This window comes from Arthrobacter sp., assembly GCF_031179985.1.
Taxonomy (GTDB): domain Bacteria; phylum Actinomycetota; class Actinomycetes; order Actinomycetales; family Micrococcaceae; genus Arthrobacter.
Genome location: NZ_JAPSHJ010000012.1, coordinates 19,194 through 38,768, shown reverse-complemented (window position 1 = coordinate 38,768; position 19,575 = coordinate 19,194). Strand labels below are relative to the sequence as shown.

General features: G+C 62.3%; 15 protein-coding genes. 8 read left to right on the top strand and 7 right to left on the bottom strand.

Annotated elements, in window-relative coordinates; genetic code table 11:
• Positions 1–7: 7 nt before the first annotated feature.
• Entirely contained in the window at positions 8–1,018 is a 1,011-nt protein-coding gene (locus RIN13_RS08020; protein ID WP_309106812.1) for a putative sulfate exporter family transporter, read from the bottom strand.
• A gap of 188 nt (positions 1,019–1,206) precedes the next feature.
• Between RIN13_RS08020 and RIN13_RS08015 the strand changes: the two genes are divergently transcribed.
• The 4 genes from RIN13_RS08015 to RIN13_RS08000 all read left to right on the top strand — a co-directional run bounded on the left by RIN13_RS08015 (position 1,207) and on the right by RIN13_RS08000 (position 6,457).
• Positions 1,207–2,766 carry a circularly permuted type 2 ATP-grasp protein gene (locus tag RIN13_RS08015; protein ID WP_309106811.1) on the top strand — a complete coding sequence of 520 codons (1,560 nt, stop codon included), beginning with the start codon at positions 1,207–1,209 and terminating at the stop codon, positions 2,764–2,766.
• Between the two features lie 66 nt (positions 2,767–2,832).
• On the top strand, positions 2,833–3,759 hold the full coding sequence (locus RIN13_RS08010; RefSeq protein WP_309106810.1) for an alpha-E domain-containing protein: 927 nt from the start codon (positions 2,833–2,835) through the stop codon (positions 3,757–3,759).
• Positions 3,756–4,607: a transglutaminase family protein gene (locus RIN13_RS08005; protein ID WP_309106809.1), complete on the top strand. Its 852-nt coding sequence runs from the start codon at positions 3,756–3,758 to the stop codon at positions 4,605–4,607. The genes RIN13_RS08010 and RIN13_RS08005 overlap by 4 nt, the downstream gene beginning before the upstream one ends.
• 143 nt (positions 4,608–4,750) lie before the next feature.
• Complete coding sequence (locus RIN13_RS08000; protein ID WP_309106873.1) at positions 4,751–6,457, top strand: GAF domain-containing protein; 1,707 nt, start codon at positions 4,751–4,753, stop codon at positions 6,455–6,457.
• A gap of 26 nt (positions 6,458–6,483) precedes the next feature.
• Here RIN13_RS08000 and RIN13_RS07995 read toward each other — a convergent pair whose 3' ends face one another.
• The 3 genes from RIN13_RS07995 to glgC form a co-directional block, all read right to left on the bottom strand.
• Positions 6,484–7,191: a response regulator transcription factor gene (locus RIN13_RS07995; RefSeq protein WP_309106808.1), complete on the bottom strand. Its 708-nt coding sequence runs from the start codon at positions 7,189–7,191 to the stop codon at positions 6,484–6,486.
• A gap of 300 nt (positions 7,192–7,491) precedes the next feature.
• Positions 7,492–8,943 carry an SDR family NAD(P)-dependent oxidoreductase gene (locus RIN13_RS07990; protein ID WP_309106807.1) on the bottom strand — a complete coding sequence of 484 codons (1,452 nt, stop codon included), beginning with the start codon at positions 8,941–8,943 and terminating at the stop codon, positions 7,492–7,494.
• A 58-nt stretch (positions 8,944–9,001) separates the two neighbouring features.
• Positions 9,002–10,423: a glucose-1-phosphate adenylyltransferase gene (gene glgC / locus RIN13_RS07985; protein ID WP_309106806.1), complete on the bottom strand. Its 1,422-nt coding sequence runs from the start codon at positions 10,421–10,423 to the stop codon at positions 9,002–9,004.
• A gap of 101 nt (positions 10,424–10,524) precedes the next feature.
• On the opposite strand from glgC, the gene glgA reads away from it, so the two are divergent.
• On the top strand, positions 10,525–11,721 hold the full coding sequence (gene glgA / locus RIN13_RS07980; RefSeq protein ID WP_309106805.1) for a glycogen synthase: 1,197 nt from the start codon (positions 10,525–10,527) through the stop codon (positions 11,719–11,721).
• 144 nt (positions 11,722–11,865) lie between these two features.
• Here the strand turns inward: glgA and RIN13_RS07975 are convergent, their stop codons facing one another.
• Positions 11,866–13,971 (bottom strand): acyl-CoA dehydrogenase, encoded by a 2,106-nt coding sequence (locus RIN13_RS07975; RefSeq protein WP_309106804.1) that lies wholly within the window; start codon positions 13,969–13,971, stop codon positions 11,866–11,868.
• A 54-nt stretch (positions 13,972–14,025) separates the two neighbouring features.
• A complete protein-coding gene (locus RIN13_RS07970) occupies positions 14,026–14,745 on the bottom strand; it encodes a TetR/AcrR family transcriptional regulator (RefSeq protein ID WP_309106803.1) in 720 nt (239 codons plus the stop codon).
• A gap of 62 nt (positions 14,746–14,807) precedes the next feature.
• Between RIN13_RS07970 and RIN13_RS07965 the strand changes: the two genes are divergently transcribed.
• The 3 genes from RIN13_RS07965 to RIN13_RS07955 are packed head-to-tail and all read left to right on the top strand — an operon-like array spanning position 14,808 to position 18,418.
• Positions 14,808–16,160, top strand: a complete 1,353-nt coding sequence (locus RIN13_RS07965) for an acetyl-CoA C-acetyltransferase (protein ID WP_309106802.1) — start codon at positions 14,808–14,810, stop codon at positions 16,158–16,160.
• A 9-nt stretch (positions 16,161–16,169) separates the two neighbouring features.
• Entirely contained in the window at positions 16,170–17,510 is a 1,341-nt protein-coding gene (locus RIN13_RS07960) for a 3-oxoacyl-ACP reductase (protein WP_309106801.1), read from the top strand.
• On the top strand, positions 17,507–18,418 hold the full coding sequence (locus RIN13_RS07955; protein WP_309106800.1) for a MaoC/PaaZ C-terminal domain-containing protein: 912 nt from the start codon (positions 17,507–17,509) through the stop codon (positions 18,416–18,418). Before RIN13_RS07960 ends, RIN13_RS07955 begins: the two co-directional genes overlap by 4 nt.
• Here the strand turns inward: RIN13_RS07955 and RIN13_RS07950 are convergent.
• The gene (locus RIN13_RS07950) at positions 18,401–19,558 is read right to left on the bottom strand and encodes an FUSC family protein (protein WP_309106799.1); all 1,158 of its coding nucleotides are present in this window, start codon (positions 19,556–19,558) and stop codon (positions 18,401–18,403) included. The two genes, RIN13_RS07955 and RIN13_RS07950, sit on opposite strands and share 18 nt — an antisense overlap.
• Positions 19,559–19,575: the final 17 nt, after the last annotated feature.

The window sequence follows — 19,575 nt, the reverse complement described above, 5'->3', positions numbered from 1 at the left end:
TATTGAATCACGACGGAATCATCAGCAGGGCCGCACCGAGCCCCAGCACAGCAATGAGAAACCACGAGGCAAGAGCCGCCAGCAGGGCCCTGGAACCAGTGTGGAGGAGTGTCCGGATACGCACGGCCGATCCGAGACCAAAAAGGGCCATACCGAGCAGGAGTTCCTGGACCGCATTCCCCACGTCCAGCCATCCCGGGGAGAGCCATCCTGTGGACCTCAGCACCACCATGGCCAGGAATCCCAGCACAAACAGGGGCACCAGGGGAGGGAACGCCCCGTCACCGGATACCAAACCGGCGGCGGCGTCACCTGACCGCTTGCGGGAAGCCTTCCTGGACACAAACCGTTGCTGGAGTCCGGCAGCGGCAACCATTGGGGCCAGCAGGATGACCCTGGTCAGTTTGACGACGACGGCGATTGCCAGGGCGGACGTTCCTGCCGTCTGCGCTGTTGCCACCACCTGGCCAACGTCGTGGACTGATGCGCCCGTCCAGGCGCCGAAAACCTCCGGGGAGAGCCGCAGCGGATGGGTCAGAAGCGGGAGCACTCCGATGGCCAACGTGCCGCACAAGGTCACAAGCGCCACCGGCAGGACAGTGTCTACGTGGCGGATTCGCCGGACGGCAGCCATGGCTCCGATGGCCGAGGCGCCGCAGATGGAGAAGCCCGTGGCGATCAAAAGCGAAGCCTCCCTCGGAAGCCTGAACAGTCGCGATATGCCGTACGTGCCGGCGAAGCTTGCCAGTACTACTGCGGCGATGAGCAGCAATGAGGTCCAACCAAGTCCGAGCACCTCTGGCACACTCACTTTGAGGCCGAGGACCACAATTCCCGCCCGCATCAGGTGCTTGCCGGAAAAGTCCAGCCCAGGCCTCGCACGGCCTGCCACCCAGGTTCCGGACCCGGGGAAGTTCGCGGCGAGAAGTCCCAGGACAACAGCCAGGGTCATGGCCGGGAGGGCGGGGATGACGGCGTGCAGGGCGAAGGCGGCAGCCACCGCAGGCAAGCCAGTCAACAGTCCTGGCAGCAGCCTCGTGAGCTGCCATCTCTTATGACCGGCAGGGAACGAGCGGAAACTGGGCGGTGGCACTCACCTACCATGCCGGAAGGGCGCAGTTAAACACGAACCGGGCTCAAGACGTCAACGCGCCACATTGGGACGCGGTAATGATTTCGCAACAAAAAGATGGTTGGCTATTGGACATGTCTGACCTATTCCAGGATTACTCCGCAGCCGCAGGGCGTAGCGGCGCCTACGACGAGATGTTCGCACCCGGCCAGCTGGCACGCGACTCGTACGGACAGGTGGCCGACGCGCTGAGCGAGCTGTCCCTCGCAGATGTCAGCGCCCGCGCCGATTCCATGGCGCGGACCTTCCTGGACCGCGGCGTGACGTTCGACTATGCGGGGGAGGAGCGGCCGTTCCCCCTGGACATCGTCCCCCGTGTAATCCCGGCGGACGAGTGGAGTGTCCTCGAAAAGGGAGTGGCGCAGCGGGTCCGCGCCCTCGAAGCATTCCTCAACGATGTCTACGACAAAATGACTGTCGTCTCGGATGGCGTCATTCCCCGGCAGCTGATCACCACGAGCGCCCACTTCCACCGCCAAGTACACGGCTTCGAGCCCGCTGGTGGCGTACGTGTCCATATCTCCGGCATTGACGTGGTCCGCGACGCTGAAGGGACATTCCGGGTGCTGGAGGACAACGTACGTGTCCCCTCAGGCGTGAGCTATGTCCTTGAAAACCGCCGGGCGATGGCGAAGGGGCTTCCTGAAGCCTTTGGCCAGCAGCTCATCAGGCCGGTGGAGGAGTACCCCCGCCGCCTCCTGTCTGCCCTGCGCAAGACCGCACCGTCCGGCGTCGACGATCCCACAGTTGTGGTTCTCACGCCTGGAGTCTTCAACAGCGCCTACTTTGAGCACACCCTGCTGGCCGGCCTGATGGGAGTCGAGCTCGTCGAAGGCCGTGACCTGATTTGCCGTGGCAACCGCGTCTACATGCGGACCACTGCCGGTGAACAGCGCGTGGACGTGATCTATAAGCGTATCGACGACGAATTCCTGGACCCGTTGCAGTTCCGTTCGGATTCCATGCTCGGCTGTCCCGGCCTGGTGAACGCTGCCAGGGCAGGCGGAGTGACAATCGCGAACGCGGTGGGCAATGGAGTGGCCGATGACAAGCTCGTCTACAGCTACGTTCCGGACCTCATCCGGTACTACCTCAACGAAGAACCCGTGATTGCTAACGTGGATACCTTCAGACTCGAGGAGAAGGAAGCCAGGGAACACGTCCTGGACCGGCTGCACGAGCTGGTGGTCAAACCTGTAGACGGTTCGGGAGGAAAGGGCCTCGTCATCGGTCCGGACGCCTCCAAAGACGAACTTGAGGCACTTCGCAAACGTGTTATCGCTGACCCCCGCGGCTGGATTGCCCAGCCCGTGCTTCAGCTGTCGACGGTTCCTACGCTCAGCGGTGATAGGTTTGGTCCCCGGCACGTTGATCTCCGTCCTTTTGCTGTCAATGACGGCGACGACGTCTGGGTGCTTCCCGGTGGTCTCACCCGTGTGGCGCTCAAGGAAGGGTCGCTCATAGTCAACTCCAGCCAGGGCGGCGGCTCCAAGGACACCTGGGTGCTCGCGGATTCGCCGCAGGTCCCGGTGGAAACCCTCCCGCGTCCCACTGTTACCGTTCGCGAACGCGTGTCAGTCTGGCCCGTGGAAAGCAACTGGCGCGATCGCCAGAGCGAGCAGCAGCAGCAGTGAGCCGGGCCGTTGACGTGAACGCACTTCCCCCAACACAGATTTCGGACCCGCAGGAGGTAACCGCGAATGCTTAGCCGAATTGCCGAGTCCCTTTTCTGGATCGGGCGCTACGTCGAACGGGCAGATGGTACAGCCCGCATCCTTGACGTCCACTTGGAGCGGCTTAACCATCTGCCCATGGAGGAGCAGCGCAGCGTCGCCCAGGCGCTGCTGGCGGTCATGGGTGCCCGGCCTCAAAGCGAAGAGTTCGGGCTCAACGAGCTCCTGCATGCCTTGGCTTATGACAAGCACAGCGCCACCTCCATCGCCGGCTCCCTCGGGGCTGCCCGCGAGAACGCCCGGCGCGCCCGGGAAACTGTCTCGTCGGGACTCTGGGAGAGCCTCAACACCACGTACTACGGGCTCAACCAGCACCGAAAAGACGTCGTGGGCACGTACCGTTTCTGTAACTGGGTGTTGGAGCGTACGGCCATGGTCAGCGGCCTCGCTGACACCACCGTGAGCCATGACGACAGCTGGCTGTTCCTCGTCCTTGGCAGATCTCTGGAACGCGCCGATATGACTGCCCGCATGCTTTCCACCCGGGATGTCCTCTCGGCCGGCATGTCCTGGGTCAACATGCTCCGGTGCGCCGGCGCCTATGAATCTTTCCTCCGCACCCGGCGGGCGGCCTTCGGCGACCAGCACGCCGCCGAATTCCTGCTGCTGGACAGGCTGTTCCCGCGGTCCATCGTATACGCGCTGCGAGATGCCGATGAATGCCTCGCCAAGCTGGACCCGTCGGCCCAACGTGTCGGCTTCATCAACGACGCCCGCCGGATCGTGGGCCAGGCACGCACGTTCCTGGAGTTCCACCGCACTGATGACCTGATGTCTGAGCTGCCCGAGCACATGGAGCGTGTCCAGAAGGCAGTCTCACAGGCATCCGATGCCATTTCCCGTAAATATTTCAATCAGGCGGACGAACTTGCCTGGGTGGGAGAAGTTTCATGACCCGTCTCACGATCGTCCACAAGACCGGCTACAAGTACAACAAGCGGGTCACCCTGTCTTACAACGAGGCCAGGATGACCCCGCTGACCGATCCGCAGCAGGTAGTCCTGGAATCGTCCATGAAGGTCTCTCCAAGCCAGGCGGCCGTCAGCAGCTATCGCGACTACTGGGGTACCCGGGTCACAGCGTTCGATGTGCAGATGCCGCACGAGCATCTGGAGGTCCTGTCCACCACCACGGTAGAAATCCATCGGGTGGAACGGATTCCGTCCGAAGCTGACCTTGTTGGCTGGGAAGTACTTTCCGAGCCCGAAACGCTGAACAGGTTCAGCGATTGGATCCCTCAGTCCCAGCTCACAGGACCGGGAACGGAAGTCCTCGGCATCATCCCCGGAGTCGTCGCCGGCCTCACGCCGCATGAAGCGGCCTTGGCCATCTTTGAATGGATGCGCGGCGAGATGACGTATATGAAGGGCACCACTGGCGTGACCACAAACGCCGAGGAAGCCTGGAGCCAGCGCCAGGGCGTCTGCCAGGACCTGGCGCACCTCGCCATTGGTGCACTGCGCAGTTGCGGTGTCCCCGCCCGGTACGTCTCCGGTTACCTGCACCCGCGTTCGACGGCGGAAATCGGCGAGGCGGTGGCCGGCCAGTCCCACGCGTGGCTGGAGTGGTGGGACGGAGAATGGCGCAGTTGGGATCCGACCAACCATAAGCCGGCTGGCGACTTCCACGTCACTGTGGCCCGGGGCCGGGACTACCGGGATGTACCGCCCCTGAAGGGGATCCTGTCAGGTGGCGGCGGGTCGGTACTCAATGTCAGCGTGGAGATCACCCGCTTCGCCTGACTCGTCCGCTGCAAAGCCCGGCCGGCGTCCCCGCATCAGTCTGGCGCACTGAAAACAGTGCCAGGAGGCCCGCAAGAAACCCGGCACGGAGTATTCTGGCACCAGAGGCGGGGCACTGTTCCCGCAAGGAATTGGGGTTGGAGATGCACGCGGATGACGACGCCGCCCAGCCATATGTTTCAGGCAGCCTTCGGATCGAAGACCTCCTGAAGGATTTTGTTTCCAGGGCGGGCGAGCTTCTCCAGTCCCAGGAACGGATGGCAGGGCTCCTCGAAGCAGTCGTGGCTGTAGCCGAAGACCTCAGTCTGGATGCCGTGCTTGAGCGGGTTGTCCAATCCGCATGCCGTCTCCTCCAGGCCCGTTACGGAGCCCTCGGCGTCATTGGCGAAAATCAGGCCCTCAGCACTTTCGTCAGTGTGGGGATCGACGGCGAGCTGGAGCGCCGTATAGGCCCGCTTCCCACAGGGCACGGCGTGCTGGGCCTCCTGATCCGGGAACCGCGCCCGCTTCGCCTCCACGACCTCCGGCAACATCCGGAGGCTTACGGTTTCCCTAAGCACCACCCGTCAATGCGGACCTTCCTTGGTGTTCCCGTACGGGTCCGTGGTGTAGTTTTTGGCAACCTGTACCTGACTGAGAAGCACGGTGGGGGTGATTTCACGGTCGAGGATGAGGAACTTGCGATGGCGCTGGCCGCTGCGGCGGGGGTGGCGATAGAAAACGCCCGGCTCTACGACGACGCCCGCCGTCGGGCCCTGTGGCTGGAGGCGTGCATGGAGGTCTCGGGCCTGATGTTGGGCAGTGACCACTACTATTCCTCTGGAGGCCTGGATCCCATCGCCGACCGGGCCCTCCACGAATCCGGATCGGTACTGGCTATCATCGCTGCGCCCTCGGAGGATGGCTCCGAATACATTGTGGCGGGAGCCGCAGGAAAGCATTCCGCCCAGTACCAGGGCAAGCGGCTTGAACTCGACGTGAAGAAGCTGGAAGGCGTGCTGCACGGCGGGGATCCCGTTGTTTTCGACAAGACGGCGGAAGTGCTTGGCCCTGTCAGCCTGACAGCAAGAGGCCCGCTCCTGGCCGTCGCCCTCAGCACTCAGGGCGCGCACCACGGGCTGTTGTTGCTGATGCGCGACGGCGGCCAGGGCCCGTATTCCCGCACAGATGTGGAGATGGGGGCCGTGTTCGGATCCCATGTTGCACTGGCCCTTGAGCTGGCGCGCGTGCATAGGCTCCGGGAGCAGCTGATCGTATTCACCGACCGCGACAGGATTGCCCGGGACCTGCACGACCTCGTCATCCAGCGGCTTTTTGCCGCAGGCCTCAGCGTCCAGAGCCTTAATCGCTTTACGGGGGATGCCCGGGCACTCGAACGCATCCGCGCCATCACTGGAGAGCTGGATGAGGTTATCAGAAGCCTCCGCGACACCATCTATTTCCTCAGGACAAGCGGAGGGGAATCAGAGCCCCTCAGCAGCAGAGTCCGTCAAATCGCCATGAGCGCGGCGAAGTCATTGCCCTTCTCACCGGGCCTCACTATCCGGGGACCAGTTGATTCTCTCGCTGGGGAACTTGCGGACAACATAGTGGCTGTGGTCTCGGAGGGATTGAGCAATGCCATCCGGCATTCGGGTGCGGGATCCATCGAGGTCTCGGTGACTGTCCGAGACGGACGGGCGGTGGTTGCCATTGCTGACGATGGTATGGGTTTTACCGAGCTCAAGCGACGAAACGGCCTTACGAACATGGAGGACCGGGCGCAGCTGATGGGCGGCACCTGCACGATCTCCAGTGGAGAAGGAACGGGGACCAGGCTGGAGTGGTCAGTACCCGTACAGCCCGGCTAATGAAGTCCCGTTTGATGGGTGGACTCTTACCTGCCGGGTTTGGTCCCGGGAGAGGCCATCGCGGTTTTATTGGCGATGTATACGGCGGCCTGTGTACGGCGTTCGAATCCGAGCTTGGCCAAAAGGGACGAGACATAGTTCTTGACGGTTTTTTCTGCAAGGAACATTTCCGTTGCTATTTGCCGGTTGGTCAGGCCGCCGCCCACAAGCTCAAGAACGCGCTGTTCCTGCGGAGTCAGCGCGGACACATTAGGGTCCGGCGGGGAAGCCGAGACCAGTTTCTGAACCGTACTGGCAACCACGCCTTGCTCGAAAAGTGACTCTCCGGCAGCGGCACGCCTGAGCGCTCCGATGAGATCCGTCCCGCCGATTTCTTTCAGGACGTACCCCCGGGCTCCTGCCAGGATCGCCCCTCTCAAGGCCTGCTCGTCGTCGTAACTTGTCAGGATGAGGCAATTGATCGTCGGGTCCACTGAGCGGACGTCCCTGCAAACCTCAATGCCTGTGCCATCAGGAAGCCTGGCATCAAGAACGCAGACGTCAGGCCGCAGGGCAGGAATGCGTCTGGTCGCCTCCACAGCGGAGCCCGAACTGCCCGCCACAAGAAATCCTTCGTCCTCCAGCAGTTCCTGCAGGCCGCGTCGTACCAGTTCGTGATCATCGAGAATAAAGACCCGGATCAGATCCGGGGCCTGGGCTGGTGCCTCTGACGGGCTGTCTTGACGAGGAAGCATGATCCTTCTGTCCGGCCATGTTGGCCATCTCCGAGTGAACAGAACCTCCGCTGCTTAAGGGCTCACGGAAGGCACTGCGATGCGGCTTCATTGTCGCCGCCCGATGGAAAAAACAATAAGGTTCCCGCATCCGGCTCTGCAATTCTCGGTCACCGGGGGATTGGCGGACAAGGGCCGTTGGTCCTGCTATTCAAGGGCGGATCGACGGACATCGCTGACCCTGATGTTCCACCCCACTATCAATGGCAACCCTACCGGTTCCTGCAGTAAGAGGTCAGTGACCCGCGCGTCATGTCGCGGTTACCAGGGACTGGGCCGGTAATCCTTGAGGAAGACGCCGTATTGGTCCTCCCCGTTCTCGCCCATCACGATGGGATCGTACACACGGGCGGCGCCGTCCACCAGGTCCAAGGGTGCGTGGAACCCTTCCTCCATCAAGCGCACTTTGGTGAAGTGAGGGCGCTCATCCGTTATCCAGCCCGTATCAACTGCAGTCATCAGAATGCCGTCCGTGTCCAGCATTTCCTGAGCACTGGTGCGGGTCATCATGTTCAGAGCAGCCTTGGCCATGTTTGTGTGGGGATGGCCGGGACCTTTGTAGGCACGTGAAAACTGCCCCTCCATCGCGGAGACGTTCACGATGTACTTACGGTGTGCCGTGGACCGCTTCATAGCTTCACGGAGCCTGCTCACGAGCAGGAAGGGCGCCGTGACGTTGCAGAGCTGAACCTCAAGCATTTCCAGCGGATCCACCTCATCCACCACCTGGGTCCAGCTGTTGATGGTCGCAAGGTCGGGAACCAGGCCACCGGCGTCGATCGCTGTTCCTGATGCGATCCTCTCCAATGACGCTGAACCGGTGGAGAGTGCAAGGGACGTAATGGCATCACCGGCAAGGACTGGATGCTCCAGAACACTGCTTGCCAACGCCAGCGGATGTTTGTCATGGGCGTGGCCGAAGGTGACAAGCTCGGGGCCGCCGTTGGCGGCTTCCAGCGCAACAGGCAGGGCCTCGTCCTCAGCATCCACCAAGGGCTTGTAGGCGTTTCCGGTCCGTCGGACGGTCTGTGCGGCGTTGTTGATGATGATGTCCAGGGGACCGGCTTCGTTCAATGAATCCGTCAGCGCCATCACCTGGGAGGGGTCACGCAGGTCAATGCCGACTATTCTGAGCCGGTGCAGCCACTCCCCGCTGTCCTCCGTGGCAGCGAACCTGCGGGCAGCATCCTTGGGGAACCGGGTGGTGATGGTCGTGTGGGCGCCGTCCCTGAGGAGCCGGAGCGCAATGTACATGCCGATCTTCGCCCGGCCGCCGGTCAGAAGTGCCCTGCGGCCGGTGAGGTCGGTCCTGGCGTCCCGTTTGCCGTGGTTGAAAGCAGCGCACTCGGGACACAGCTGATGGTAAAACGAGTCCACCTGGGTGTAATGCTGCTTGCAGATGTAGCAGGGACGGGACCTGATCAGGTGCCCTGCCACTTTGCCAGTGGCGGAAGGTTCCAGTTTGTTGCCCCGGGTCTCGTCATCGATACGGTCCGGGGCTGCGGTTGCAGTCTGCGCAATCACGGCCCGGTCTGCTTCGGAAATCAAATCCCGTTTGGTGACCCGGCGGTGCCTTTTGACGGCTTTGAACATTTTTCCCGTGGCGCGGCGCACCGAGACATAGTCGGGGTGCTCTTCGTCATAGGCGTGAATCGTGTTCAGAACCTTGAGGCAGGCCTGGATTTCCTCAGGCGTCAGATCGGGGGAGTTCATTGTTCCGATTTTACAGCCTGAGGAGCACCGGCCTGCCCTGCTTCAGGTAGGGCGTCCTTCAGGAACGCGTAGTGACGGACTCCTTGGCGGGCGCAGGTGCGGCTGCCCCGGCTGCCTGGACCTCGGCGGCCCTTTTGACGGAATCCCGGACCTCCGGGTAGTTCTCGGTCGCAGCCTGCACAGCATTGGGCACAAGGTGCAGGTTTGCTGCAGCCAGTGCCTTCTCATCGTCACCCGGTTCCGGAACCTGCTGGCCTTTGGAGAGCACGGTAATGCCGGATTCAGTAACTTTGAAGCCGCGGGCCCGGTCCAGTTCGGGGTCCAGCCCGATGGCGGCGCCCGCAGGTACCTTCACGTTCTTGTCGAGAATGGCGCGCTTCACCACGGCGCCTTCGCCTATCTGTACCTTATCCATCAGAACCGAATCCAGAACGCGGCTGGCGGTGCTCACGTAGACGTCGTTGGAGAGCACGGATCCCTCGACGATGCCGCCGGAAATCACAACGCCGTTGGCAACGATCGAATCCAGGGCGGTGCCCACGGCATTGTTTTCACCGCGCACGAACTTTGCCGGCGGTGAGACGGTCTGGCGGGTATAGATGGGCCATTCCGAGTTGTAGAGGTTGAAGACAGGCAGGGGCGAGATGAGATCCATGTGGGCGTCGTAGAACGAATCGATAGTACCCACGTCCCGCCAGTACGTACGGTCACGCTCAGTGGAGCCCGGGATGTCGTTGAGGGTGAAGTCGTAAACTCCGGCTTCTCCACGGTCAACAAAGTAGGGGATGATGTCCCCGCCCATGTCGTGCTTGGTGTCCAAACGCTCCGCGTCGACCTGAAGTGCGTCCACCAGGGCATCCCGGTCGAAGACGTAGTTGCCCATGGAGGCAAGGAACTGTGTGGGATCAGCCGCCAGGCCAGGAGTGCTGGAGGGCTTTTCCACGAATGCCGCAATCTTGCGCGGATCATCCTGGTCCACTTCGATGACACCGAACTGGTCGGCCATGTTCAATGGCTGCCGGACGGCAGCGACGGTGGCTTTGGCCCCGCTGGCGACGTGGGACTCCACCATCTGCGCGAAGTCCATCCGGTACACGTGGTCCGCTCCAACCACGACGACGATGTCGGGGTTGGCGTCGTGGATGAGGTTGAGGGACTGGTAGATGGCGTTTGCGCTGCCAAGGAACCAGCTCTTGCCAACGCGCTGCTGCGCCGGCACCGAAGCAATGTAGTTCCCGAGCTGCGTGGACATCCGCCACGTCTCGGAGATATGTCGGTCAAGGCTGTGGGATTTATATTGAGTAAGAACCACGATCTGCAGGTATCTGGAATTCACCAGATTCGACAATGCAAAGTCGATGAGCCGGTAGCTGCCCGCAAAAGGAACCCCGGGTTTGGCCCTGTCCGCCGTAAGCGGCATGAGGCGGTTTCCCTCGCCGCCTGCAAGGACAATGGCCAAAACTTTCTTATTCAACGGCATGTGGTCGCTCCCTGTACGCCTTCGTCACTCCCCAACAAGCCCGGTAAGCCCGGACTCCTTCACACTAGAACAGTTAAGCGGGAACGACTACCTTGGGTAGCGTGCGTATAGACATTGTGACCAAAGAATTCCCGCCCGAGATCTATGGCGGCGCCGGAGTCCACGTGGCTGAACTGAGCCGCGTGCTGGCCCGGCACGTGGATCTTCAGGTGCGGGCCTTCGGAGCTCCGCGGGACACCGACTACCACGGTGCCGGAGTGACCTCCTACTCCGTCCCGGACGATCTTGGGGGTGCTAATGCTGCCGTCCAGACCCTGGGCGTCGATCTGCGGATAGTCCCGGACATTGCGGGTGCGGACCTGGTGCATTCGCACACCTGGTATGCAAACATGGCAGGCCATCTGGCATCACTGTTGCACGGTATCCCGCACGTACTCAGCGCCCACAGCCTCGAGCCGTTGCGCCCTTGGAAAGCCGAGCAGCTGGGCGGAGGCTACGCATTGTCCTCGTGGGTGGAAAAGACTGCCTACGAGGCCGCCGCCGCCATCATCGCTGTGTCTGAAGGTATGCGCCAGGACATCCTGCGCAGCTACCCGGACGTTGATCCTGGAAAGGTCAAGGTGGTGCACAACGGCATCGATGTCAGCCTGTGGAGCCGGGACGAGGGCACCGATGCCATTCGGGCCCTGGGCATTGATCCTGAGCTGCCGAGTGTGGTGTTCGTGGGGCGCAACACCCGCCAAAAGGGCGTGCCATATCTGCTTCGTGCGGCGGCCAAGCTCCCTGCCGACGTCCAACTGGTCCTCTGCCTTGGCGCCGCCGACACGCCCGAGCTCGCAGCGGAAACTGCCCGGCTGATCGAGGAACTGCAGAAACAGCGCACCGGAGTCGTGCTGGTGGAGCGGATGCTTCCCCGGCATGAGCTCATCCAGGTCCTCAGCCATGCAACAGCCTTCGCCTGCCCCTCCATCTACGAGCCTTTGGGAATCGTGAACCTCGAGGCGATGGCCTGCGGTGCCGCGGTTGTGGCAAGCGCAACGGGCGGTATTCCCGAGGTTGTCCAGCACGGGGAAACAGGGCTGCTTGTTGAGCTGGAGCAGGTCACTGACGGCACTGGAACCCCACTGGATCCCGAGAAGTTCGTAACAGAATTTGCAGCAGCCCTTACCGAGGTAGTGTCGGATCCGCAGCGCGCCCGCGCCATGGGCAAGGCCGGCAGGCTCAGGGCTGAGCAGCACTTTTCCTGGGAGTCGATCACGGAAACCACCCTTCAGGTTTACCGCTCTGTTCTGTCCTGAAGTCAGGCGTCTGATTCGCCCGGCTCGCGTAACATGCGCGGCCGGTCGGGGTAAAAGCTAAACGACGACGACGGCGCCGTTCCCCTCAACAGGGGAGCGGCGCCGTCGTTGTCCGCCCGGCAAATTGCCGGAACTGTGTTGGAGTCAGCTCTGCGTTGGCTTTCCAGCAGACTGGCGGCCGAGGATGGCTCTCTCGTCAACAGGTGCCCGCCCGCAGGCCCGCTGCGCCCGGAAATAGTCGCGGGCTTCGTCCTGGCGGGTCTGCTCAGCGCCTGTAGCAATGGCTGCACGCAGATGCTCGGGGCCGTAGCCGAAGGCGTCAACCAGGTCCAGCGCGTGGGGGCGGATCTTGATAAGCAGCCGGTTGATGTAGTCGCCCACAGTGCGTCCGCGCTGCATGGACAGCCGGCCGTTCATCAGGTACCAGGAAAGGTTCTTCTCTATCAGCGAGAGGCCAAAGAGATCACGAAGCCAGGTAAGCACAGTTTTAGTGCCCGGATCAGCTACCTGGCTGAGTGCTTCCGTAAACGCCTCCCACTGGAGCAGCTCGGCATGGGCCTGTGCAGCATCGATCAAATCGTCCTGATGGAGGTTGAAAACTGCCGCGGCCTGGTGCTGGGGCAATTTGTTGGCACCCTTGAGCGCTGACCCCACCTCGGCGACCATCGATTGGACGCGCTCGGTCAGCAATGCGCGCTGGCCCTCTTCATGCCGAAGCGCTATGGCCGCCTTCTGGGGTGATCCGGTGTCAGCCACGAACTGCGCCACCTGGCGCAGGCCGGTGCGGTGGATCGCGACGTCGGCCGCCTGGCCCACAACGTACCGGGCCAACACGCCGAAGTCCACGTTGCGGAATTCGTTCGCGTAGTCGGCGAGGAGCCGCTTGGCAACAAGCTGCAACAGGACAGTGTTGTCACCCTCGAACGTGACGTAGACATCGAGATCTGCCCGCAGTGACGCAAAGCGGTTTTCAATCAGGAAGCCGGCCCCGCCACAGGCTTCCCTGCATTCCTGCAGGGTGTCCAGCGCGTGCCACGTGCTCAAGGGTTTGAGGGCAGCGGCGAGGGTTTCCAGATCCTGGCGGTCCCCGTCGGAGTCGTGAGCTCCGGAGAAAACGTCGTCGAATTTCTGCAGCAGCTGTTCGTGGGCAAAGCTCGCGGCGTAGGTGGTTGCCAAGCGGGTAAACAGACGGCGCTGGTGCCGTTGGTAATCCAGCAGCACCTCCTCCTCGGTGGGGGAGGAGGCGTTGAACTGGCGCCGTTCTGTGGCGTATTGGATGGCCGTCTTCAGGGCAACCTTGCTGGCTGCCACGGCGGCCCCATCAAGGGACACCCGTCCCTGGACCAGGGTTCCCAGCATCGTGAAGAACCGGCGGCCCGGGCTGGCGATGGGAGAGGAGTAGGTCCCGTCGACGTCGACGTTTCCATAGCGGTTCAGGAGGTTTGTACGGGGGATCCGGACCACGGAGAAGTGGAGACGGCCGTTGTCGATGCCGTTGAGCCCGCCCTTAACGCCGTCGTCCTCACCACCGATGCCGGGAAGGAACTCTTTGGTGTCAGGATTACGCAGGTCGACATAGAACGCGTGAACCCCGTGGTTGACGCCCAAAGTCACCAGCTGGGCGAACACCACGGCACCCAGGCCATCGATGGCCGCATTGCCGATGTAGTCCTTCCAGGCTGCCCTGAACGGCGTGTCGATCACGAATTCCTGGGTAGCAGGCTCGTAGGTGGCAGTTGTGGCGATGCTGGCGACGTCCGAGCCGTGGCCGGTTTCTGTCATCGCAAAGCAGCCGGGAATGTCCAGGTTCATGATGCCGGGCAGCCATTTGCGGTGGTGCTCCTCAGTGCCCAGGTGCATCACTGCGGAACCGAAGAGGCCCCACTGCACACCGGCCTTGATCTGCAGCGACGGATCCGCCGTCACCAGCTCCTCAAACCCTGCGATGTTTCCACCGTGGTCATCCGATCCGCCAAGCGACGCTGGGAAGGCACGATGGACTGCGCCGTTGTCCACGAGGTAACGGAGCTGGCCGAAAGTACGTTTGCGATGCTCTGTGTGCGTGAGGCCTTCAGTTTTGTGTAGCTCTGAACGGGCGGAGAGCTCACGGGCCTGCCTGCGGATATCCGCCCACTTGCCCAGGAGCTGTTCGCCCAGCGCTGCAACATCAACGGCCGGGTGGCCTGCGATCGCCCGTGGCGCACTGACACCTGCGGAGTTGGTGCCGACGCGGTCCACTACTTCTGTCATGTCTGTTCCTTCTGTTTTTCTGGCAACGTCCTGAAGAGTTTTTGACAGGTTCTTCTACGTTTTTGATGGTGGCTGGGACAAAGCGAGGGTGGTGATTTCCAGTTCCGGGGCGATTCCGACGCATAACCAGGACGTGATTTGACGAGCCATGGCCTCCTGGTCGGGCTTGTCGGGTGAAGCAGGGCTTGCCAGCCACTGTTCACCCGCGTTCCTGACCAAGCCAATCGCCGCATTGGGCCAGTAGCCGATGACGGCCTCCTTGCCGCTGCCTCCACCCAGATGCGCGCGCATGGGACGGGCGATCATGTCGCTGATCGCTTCAAAGAAGTGGCCCAGTGCGCCCGCTGTGGCAATGGCAGCCCCGGTGCGGTCCGACTCGGCCGCGGAGTATTTCGTGACAAAGGTGTAGACACGGGGGCTTGTTTCAGCCATCTGCAGATACGCCGAAACCATTGCGAACAAACCTTCCCGGGGTGTCTGTGCGCTTTGGGCCGCCTCCTGGATGCGGCGTTGCATCTGGTTCAGGACCACCTCTCCAACGGCTTGCTGGAGTCCTGCCTTGTCCCCGAAGTACCGGTAAAAGACTGACTTCGAGGTGCCGGCTGCAGCAGCGATTTCCTCCATGGAAGCATCACTGCCCAGCGCGTGAACCGCCTTACGGGCGGACTTTATGAGTTCACGACGGCGTTCCTCACGGTGGGTCTGCCACCGGGAAGCCCTGCCGTCCACGGCGGCGTCGGCAGACTTCTGGCCCTCAACTGAAAGGATGTTCACGATACCCAGCGTATCAGGTACGCTGGGTATCGGTAATCAGCTTCGTTTGAAGGAGAGAGCACATGTCCGAAACCGGACGCGAGGAATCATTCGTTCAGCCAACCCAGGGGATCCAGAGGCAGCTACGGAAAGCCGTGGTGGTTGGCGGCAACCGTATTCCCTTTGCCCGCACCGGAGGGGCGTATACGAAGTCTTCAAACCAGGACATGCTGACGGCTGCCCTGGATGGACTGATAGCCCGTTTCGGCCTGCAGGACGAGCGGATCGGTGAAGTGGCTGCAGGTGCAGTCCTGAAGCACTCGCGCGACTTCAACCTCACCCGTGAGGCAGTCCTGGGATCCCCTTTGGCGGCAGAGACGCCCGCTTACGATGTGCAGCAGGCTTGCGCAACAGGGCTTGAAACTGTCCTTGGACTCGCCAACAAGATCAAGCTCGGGCAGATTGACTCCGCCATCGCCGGCGGCGTGGATTCTGCCTCGGACGCCCCGATCGCGGTCAGCGAAGGTCTCCGTGAGGTCCTCCTTGACCTTAACCGTGTTAAGACCCTTCCGCAGCGGCTTAAGGTACTAAGCAAGCTCAGGCCCAAAGACCTCGCGCCGGATGCGCCGAACACCGGCGAACCGCGGACAGGACTCTCAATGGGAGAGCACCAGGCGCTTACCACTGCTCAATGGAAGATCACGCGGGAGGCCCAGGACGAGCTCGCCTACAACAGCCACCGCAACCTTGCTGCTGCCTACGATGCCGGTTTCTTCGACGACCTCATTACCCCATACCGCGGCCTGACCAGGGACTCGAACCTGAGACCCGACACATCCCTTGAGAAACTCGCTACGCTCAAGCCTGTGTTCGGCAAGAGCCTTGGCTCCGAGGCGACCATGACTGCCGGTAACTCCACACCACTGACGGACGGGGCTTCCACCGTACTGTTGGCCTCCGAAGAATGGGCCGATGCCCACGATCTTCCTAAGCTGGCCGCTGTCATCGACGGGGAAGCGGCTGCTGTCGACTTTGTCCATGGCAAGGACGGACTGTTGATGGCGCCCGTATTTGCCGTCCCGCGACTCCTTGCCCGGAACGGGCTCACGCTCGACGATTTCGACTTCTTCGAGATCCATGAGGCATTTGCAGGAACCGTGCTGAGCACCCTCGCTGCCTGGGAAAACGACGAATTTGGCCGCAGCCGGCTTGGCCTGGAAGGTGCCTTGGGTGTCGTGGACAGGTCCAAACTCAATGTAAACGGCTCATCGCTCGCCGCAGGCCACCCCTTCGCCGCCACCGGAGGACGCATTGTGGCCTCCCTCGCCAAGATGCTGCATGCCAGGGGCCACGTGGATGGACGGCCCGCCCGCGGACTCGTCTCGATCTGCGCTGCTGGCGGCCAGGGTGTTGTGGCCATACTGGAATCACACTAGGGGGAAGCAATGACCGATACCTACACTCAGTTCGTCAGCAGCGGGCCCGGCCGGAAGGTTGCCCGGAAGATCGGGCTGCCGCAGCCGGTGATCCTCCGGCGACACAAACCCGGCCAGCCGCTGATCCCCGGCCCCGTCCTCATCGAAGGTTCTACCAAGGGGGCAGATGAACTTGCATCAACGCTCTTGTCTTGGGACATCGACGTCCGCCGGCACCCTGTGCCAAAAGAACGCCTCGGCGCCGTCATCCTGGTACTGGACGAGTTGACCCACCCTGACGACCTGGAAAAACCCGTACTCACAGCCGCAACCTCCCTCAGGGACCTCGCTCCCAACGGCAGGGTGATCACAATCTCCCGGCATCCGGGAAGCGCCCCCAACGCCGCTACAGCGGCGGCCCGTCAAGGAGTGGACGGATTGCTGCGCTCCCTGGCCATGGAGCTGCGATCCGGCGCCACCGGGAACGGCGTCCTCCTGGCGGACGGTGTGTCCACCACCAGCCCGAGCGTCCTGGCGGCTGTGCGGTTCCTGCTTTCCGGAAAATCCGCCTTCATCGACGGTCAGACCCTTACGGTTCGTTCGCCGTTGGGCAAACTTCCCGACGACGTCGAGAAACCGTTGGCAGGGAAGGTTGCTGTCGTCACCGGGGCGGCACGCGGCATCGGCGCCGCCATCGCCCGCACCCTTCACCGCGACGGCGCCACCGTCATAGCCGTGGACGTACCGGCGGCCGGCGACCACCTTGCCGAGGTCGCGAATCAGGTCCACGGAACCGCCTTGCAGTTGGACATCACACGGGAGGACGCGGGGCAGAAGATCATCGACCACGCGGTGTCGCGCTACGGCCACCTGGACATTGTGGTCCATAACGCCGGCATTACCCGTGACAAGCTGTTGGCGAACATGGACCACAGCAAGTGGTCGTCCGTTTTGGCCGTCAACATTTCAGCACAGCTGCGCATCAACGAGGCATTGCTGGCATCGGAGTACTTCCGCAGCTCCCCGAGAATCGTGTCGGTGGCGTCCACCAGCGGAATCGCCGGCAACCGCGGCCAGACCAATTACGCCGCTTCCAAAGCCGGCGTCATGGGGATGGTGGGGGCAACCGCTCCTTTGCTCGAGCCTTACGGGGGCACTATCAACGCTGTCGCCCCCGGCTTCATCGAAACAGAGATGACCCGGCGTGTTCCATTAGTGCGGCGGGAAGTCGGGCGGAGGATCAACTCCCTCAGACAGGGCGGCCAACCCGTTGACGTGGCCGAGGCCATTGCGTTTCTGGCGAGTGATGCGGCTGGGGGAATATCCGGCGTAGTGCTTCGGGTATGCGGGCAGAACATGGTGGGGGCATGAGCGATCCTGGCCCCGTTGTCATGGGGGATATGCCCTCCCTGTCAAAGCTCTACGTCAACGCCGCTGCCACAGCTGCGCGGCGCCGCCTGCTCGGGACGGATCTGGGCACAGCCTTGCCCGAAAGCAGCCACGAGGTGCGAGGGGTGAAGGTCGACGTCGAGAAACTCACTGCCTACCAGCACCTCATTGGCGAGCCCGCCACTGACGTGCTGCCGGCTGGTTTCATTCATGCTCTTGCCTTTCCCGTGGCTATGAGTGTCATGAACCGGGATGACTTTCCGTTGCCGCTGCTGGGCATGATCCATCTGCGGAACAGTGTGGAGCAAAGAAGGGCCATCAGTTTTGCAGAGCCTCTGGATATCACCGCCTCAGCGATGAATCTGCGGGGCCACCGGAGCGGCACACAACTGGACATGGTTGCTGAGGTCCGCAGCGGAAAAGGCGACGACGTCCTTTGGCGTGGGGTCTCCACGTATCTGGCCAAAGGCGTCTTCCTGCCAGGCATAGACAAGCAGTCGGCGCACAAGGCCGCTGCCGATTTCAGGCCTCCGAACCCCACTGCGCTCTGGCAGCTTGGCGTGGATACCGGCAGGGCGTACGCCGCAGTCTCAGGTGATTTCAATCCCATTCACCTCAGCGCGTTGAGCGCCAAGGCCCTGGGTATGCGCAGATCCATTGCCCATGGAATGTACCTCGCTGCCAGGGCGCTGGCGGATGTGGGGGCAGTCAAAGGCGAGGCCTTTAATTGGGAAGTCTCCTTTGAAGCGCCGGTTTTCCTTCCCGCACGGGTGGCCCTTGATATCACCACTGTCCAGGCCGATGGGGGCGCCTGGGAGCGGTCTGATTACGTGGCGTGGAGCCCGAAGGCCGGGCGAAAGCATTTCACCGGCTCAGTCACCGTCCGGTGAATCCGGTTGTGCTTTGATCTGACTTATTCCTGATCTGAGTACGCGCAGGATTCTGTGCAGGCTGAGCAGAAGGGATTCAGCCGCACTTGGCGCGTCCGGGTCCGTATCATCCGAGGCCAGTCGTTGCGCAAGGGTACGCACTGCTGTGTCGGCCTCGTCCCGTAGGTTTTCCAGCCGTTTCGTATCGCCTTCCTCCACAGCCAGCAGCAAAGCCCCGACGGCGGAAAGCCCCTTACTCAGGGGTTCGCTGTAGGGAAGCGGAATGACAAAAAGAGTGTCCTGGTCCCAGATAACGTCGGCCAGGACCTCAGTCATGTCCTGGACATGGAAGGTTATCCGTTCCAAATCTCGGAGGTTCCGGTAGTCCAGGTTTACGTCCCTGGGGTGGAATTTCCGCCGAGGATTCGCTCGGCGGCTGGCGTCGGCTTTTTCCACAGCAGCCCTCAGCGAGCGGGCCGATCGGGCAAGCTCATCCGAACGGCGGGACCAGTCCTCATGCTCCGGTGGCCACTTTTCTTCCACAGCCTCAGCCATGTCGGAGATTTGCTGAGCCAAGGCCCTCCGAAAGTCTGTCAGGCTCACGGCCACGGCATTGAAATGCAGGGGCGGGAACACAAGCAGGTTGACGGTGATGCCTATGGCAACACCAGTACCCATCTGCAGGAGGTAACCGAACGAAAAATCATCAGGGTTATGCCCGCCCACCAACAGCACCAGCAAGGCCGCGGTCGGGATCCAGTCCCGGCCCGCGCCCAGACGGGGGAGGCCCGCAAGCATGATGCCAAGGCCCATGACCACCGCAACTGTAAGAGGGGATGGCTGGCCGAGGCTCACCAGCATAAACGCCAGGCCAATGCCAAGCCCGAGCCCGATGAGTGTTTGGAGACCCTGCCGCATGGAACCCGCAACGTTCTCGTACATCACTACGAGGGCGCCGAGGGGCGCGTAGTACGGGTATTCAGCAGCGGAGCCGGGCATCCACGGGGCAATCAGAAAGGCCAGGCCCGCCGCCAACGCCGCCTTTGCTGCAAGCTGGAGGCGGGACAGCGCGAACACCCCTGAAACGCCGTCCGCCACCAGTCCCCACCCAGGAATCCGCGCGAACCCCCGGCCTCGTACTCTCGGTATTTGTGTGCTCATCCGGCCCCACCCTAGGG

Excerpts from the sequence above, each read along its gene's own strand:
- RIN13_RS08015 (WP_309106811.1), top strand. The coding sequence starts at position 1,207 with ATGTCTGACCTATTCCAGGATTACTCCGCAGCCGCAGGGCGTAGCGGC.
- RIN13_RS07960 (WP_309106801.1), top strand. The coding sequence starts at position 16,170 with ATGACCGATACCTACACTCAGTTCGTCAGCAGCGGGCCCGGCCGGAAG.
- glgC (WP_309106806.1), bottom strand. The coding sequence starts at position 10,423 with ATGCCGTTGAATAAGAAAGTTTTGGCCATTGTCCTTGCAGGCGGCGAG.
- RIN13_RS07990 (WP_309106807.1), bottom strand. The coding sequence starts at position 8,943 with ATGAACTCCCCCGATCTGACGCCTGAGGAAATCCAGGCCTGCCTCAAG.
- RIN13_RS07965 (WP_309106802.1), top strand. The coding sequence starts at position 14,808 with ATGTCCGAAACCGGACGCGAGGAATCATTCGTTCAGCCAACCCAGGGG.
- RIN13_RS08005 (WP_309106809.1), top strand. The coding sequence starts at position 3,756 with ATGACCCGTCTCACGATCGTCCACAAGACCGGCTACAAGTACAACAAG.
- RIN13_RS07975 (WP_309106804.1), bottom strand. The coding sequence starts at position 13,971 with ATGACAGAAGTAGTGGACCGCGTCGGCACCAACTCCGCAGGTGTCAGT.
- RIN13_RS07950 (WP_309106799.1), bottom strand. The coding sequence starts at position 19,558 with ATGAGCACACAAATACCGAGAGTACGAGGCCGGGGGTTCGCGCGGATT.
- RIN13_RS08010 (WP_309106810.1), top strand. The coding sequence starts at position 2,833 with ATGCTTAGCCGAATTGCCGAGTCCCTTTTCTGGATCGGGCGCTACGTC.
- RIN13_RS07995 (WP_309106808.1), bottom strand. The coding sequence starts at position 7,191 with ATGCTTCCTCGTCAAGACAGCCCGTCAGAGGCACCAGCCCAGGCCCCG.
- RIN13_RS08000 (WP_309106873.1), top strand. The coding sequence starts at position 4,751 with ATGCACGCGGATGACGACGCCGCCCAGCCATATGTTTCAGGCAGCCTT.
- RIN13_RS07955 (WP_309106800.1), top strand. The coding sequence starts at position 17,507 with ATGAGCGATCCTGGCCCCGTTGTCATGGGGGATATGCCCTCCCTGTCA.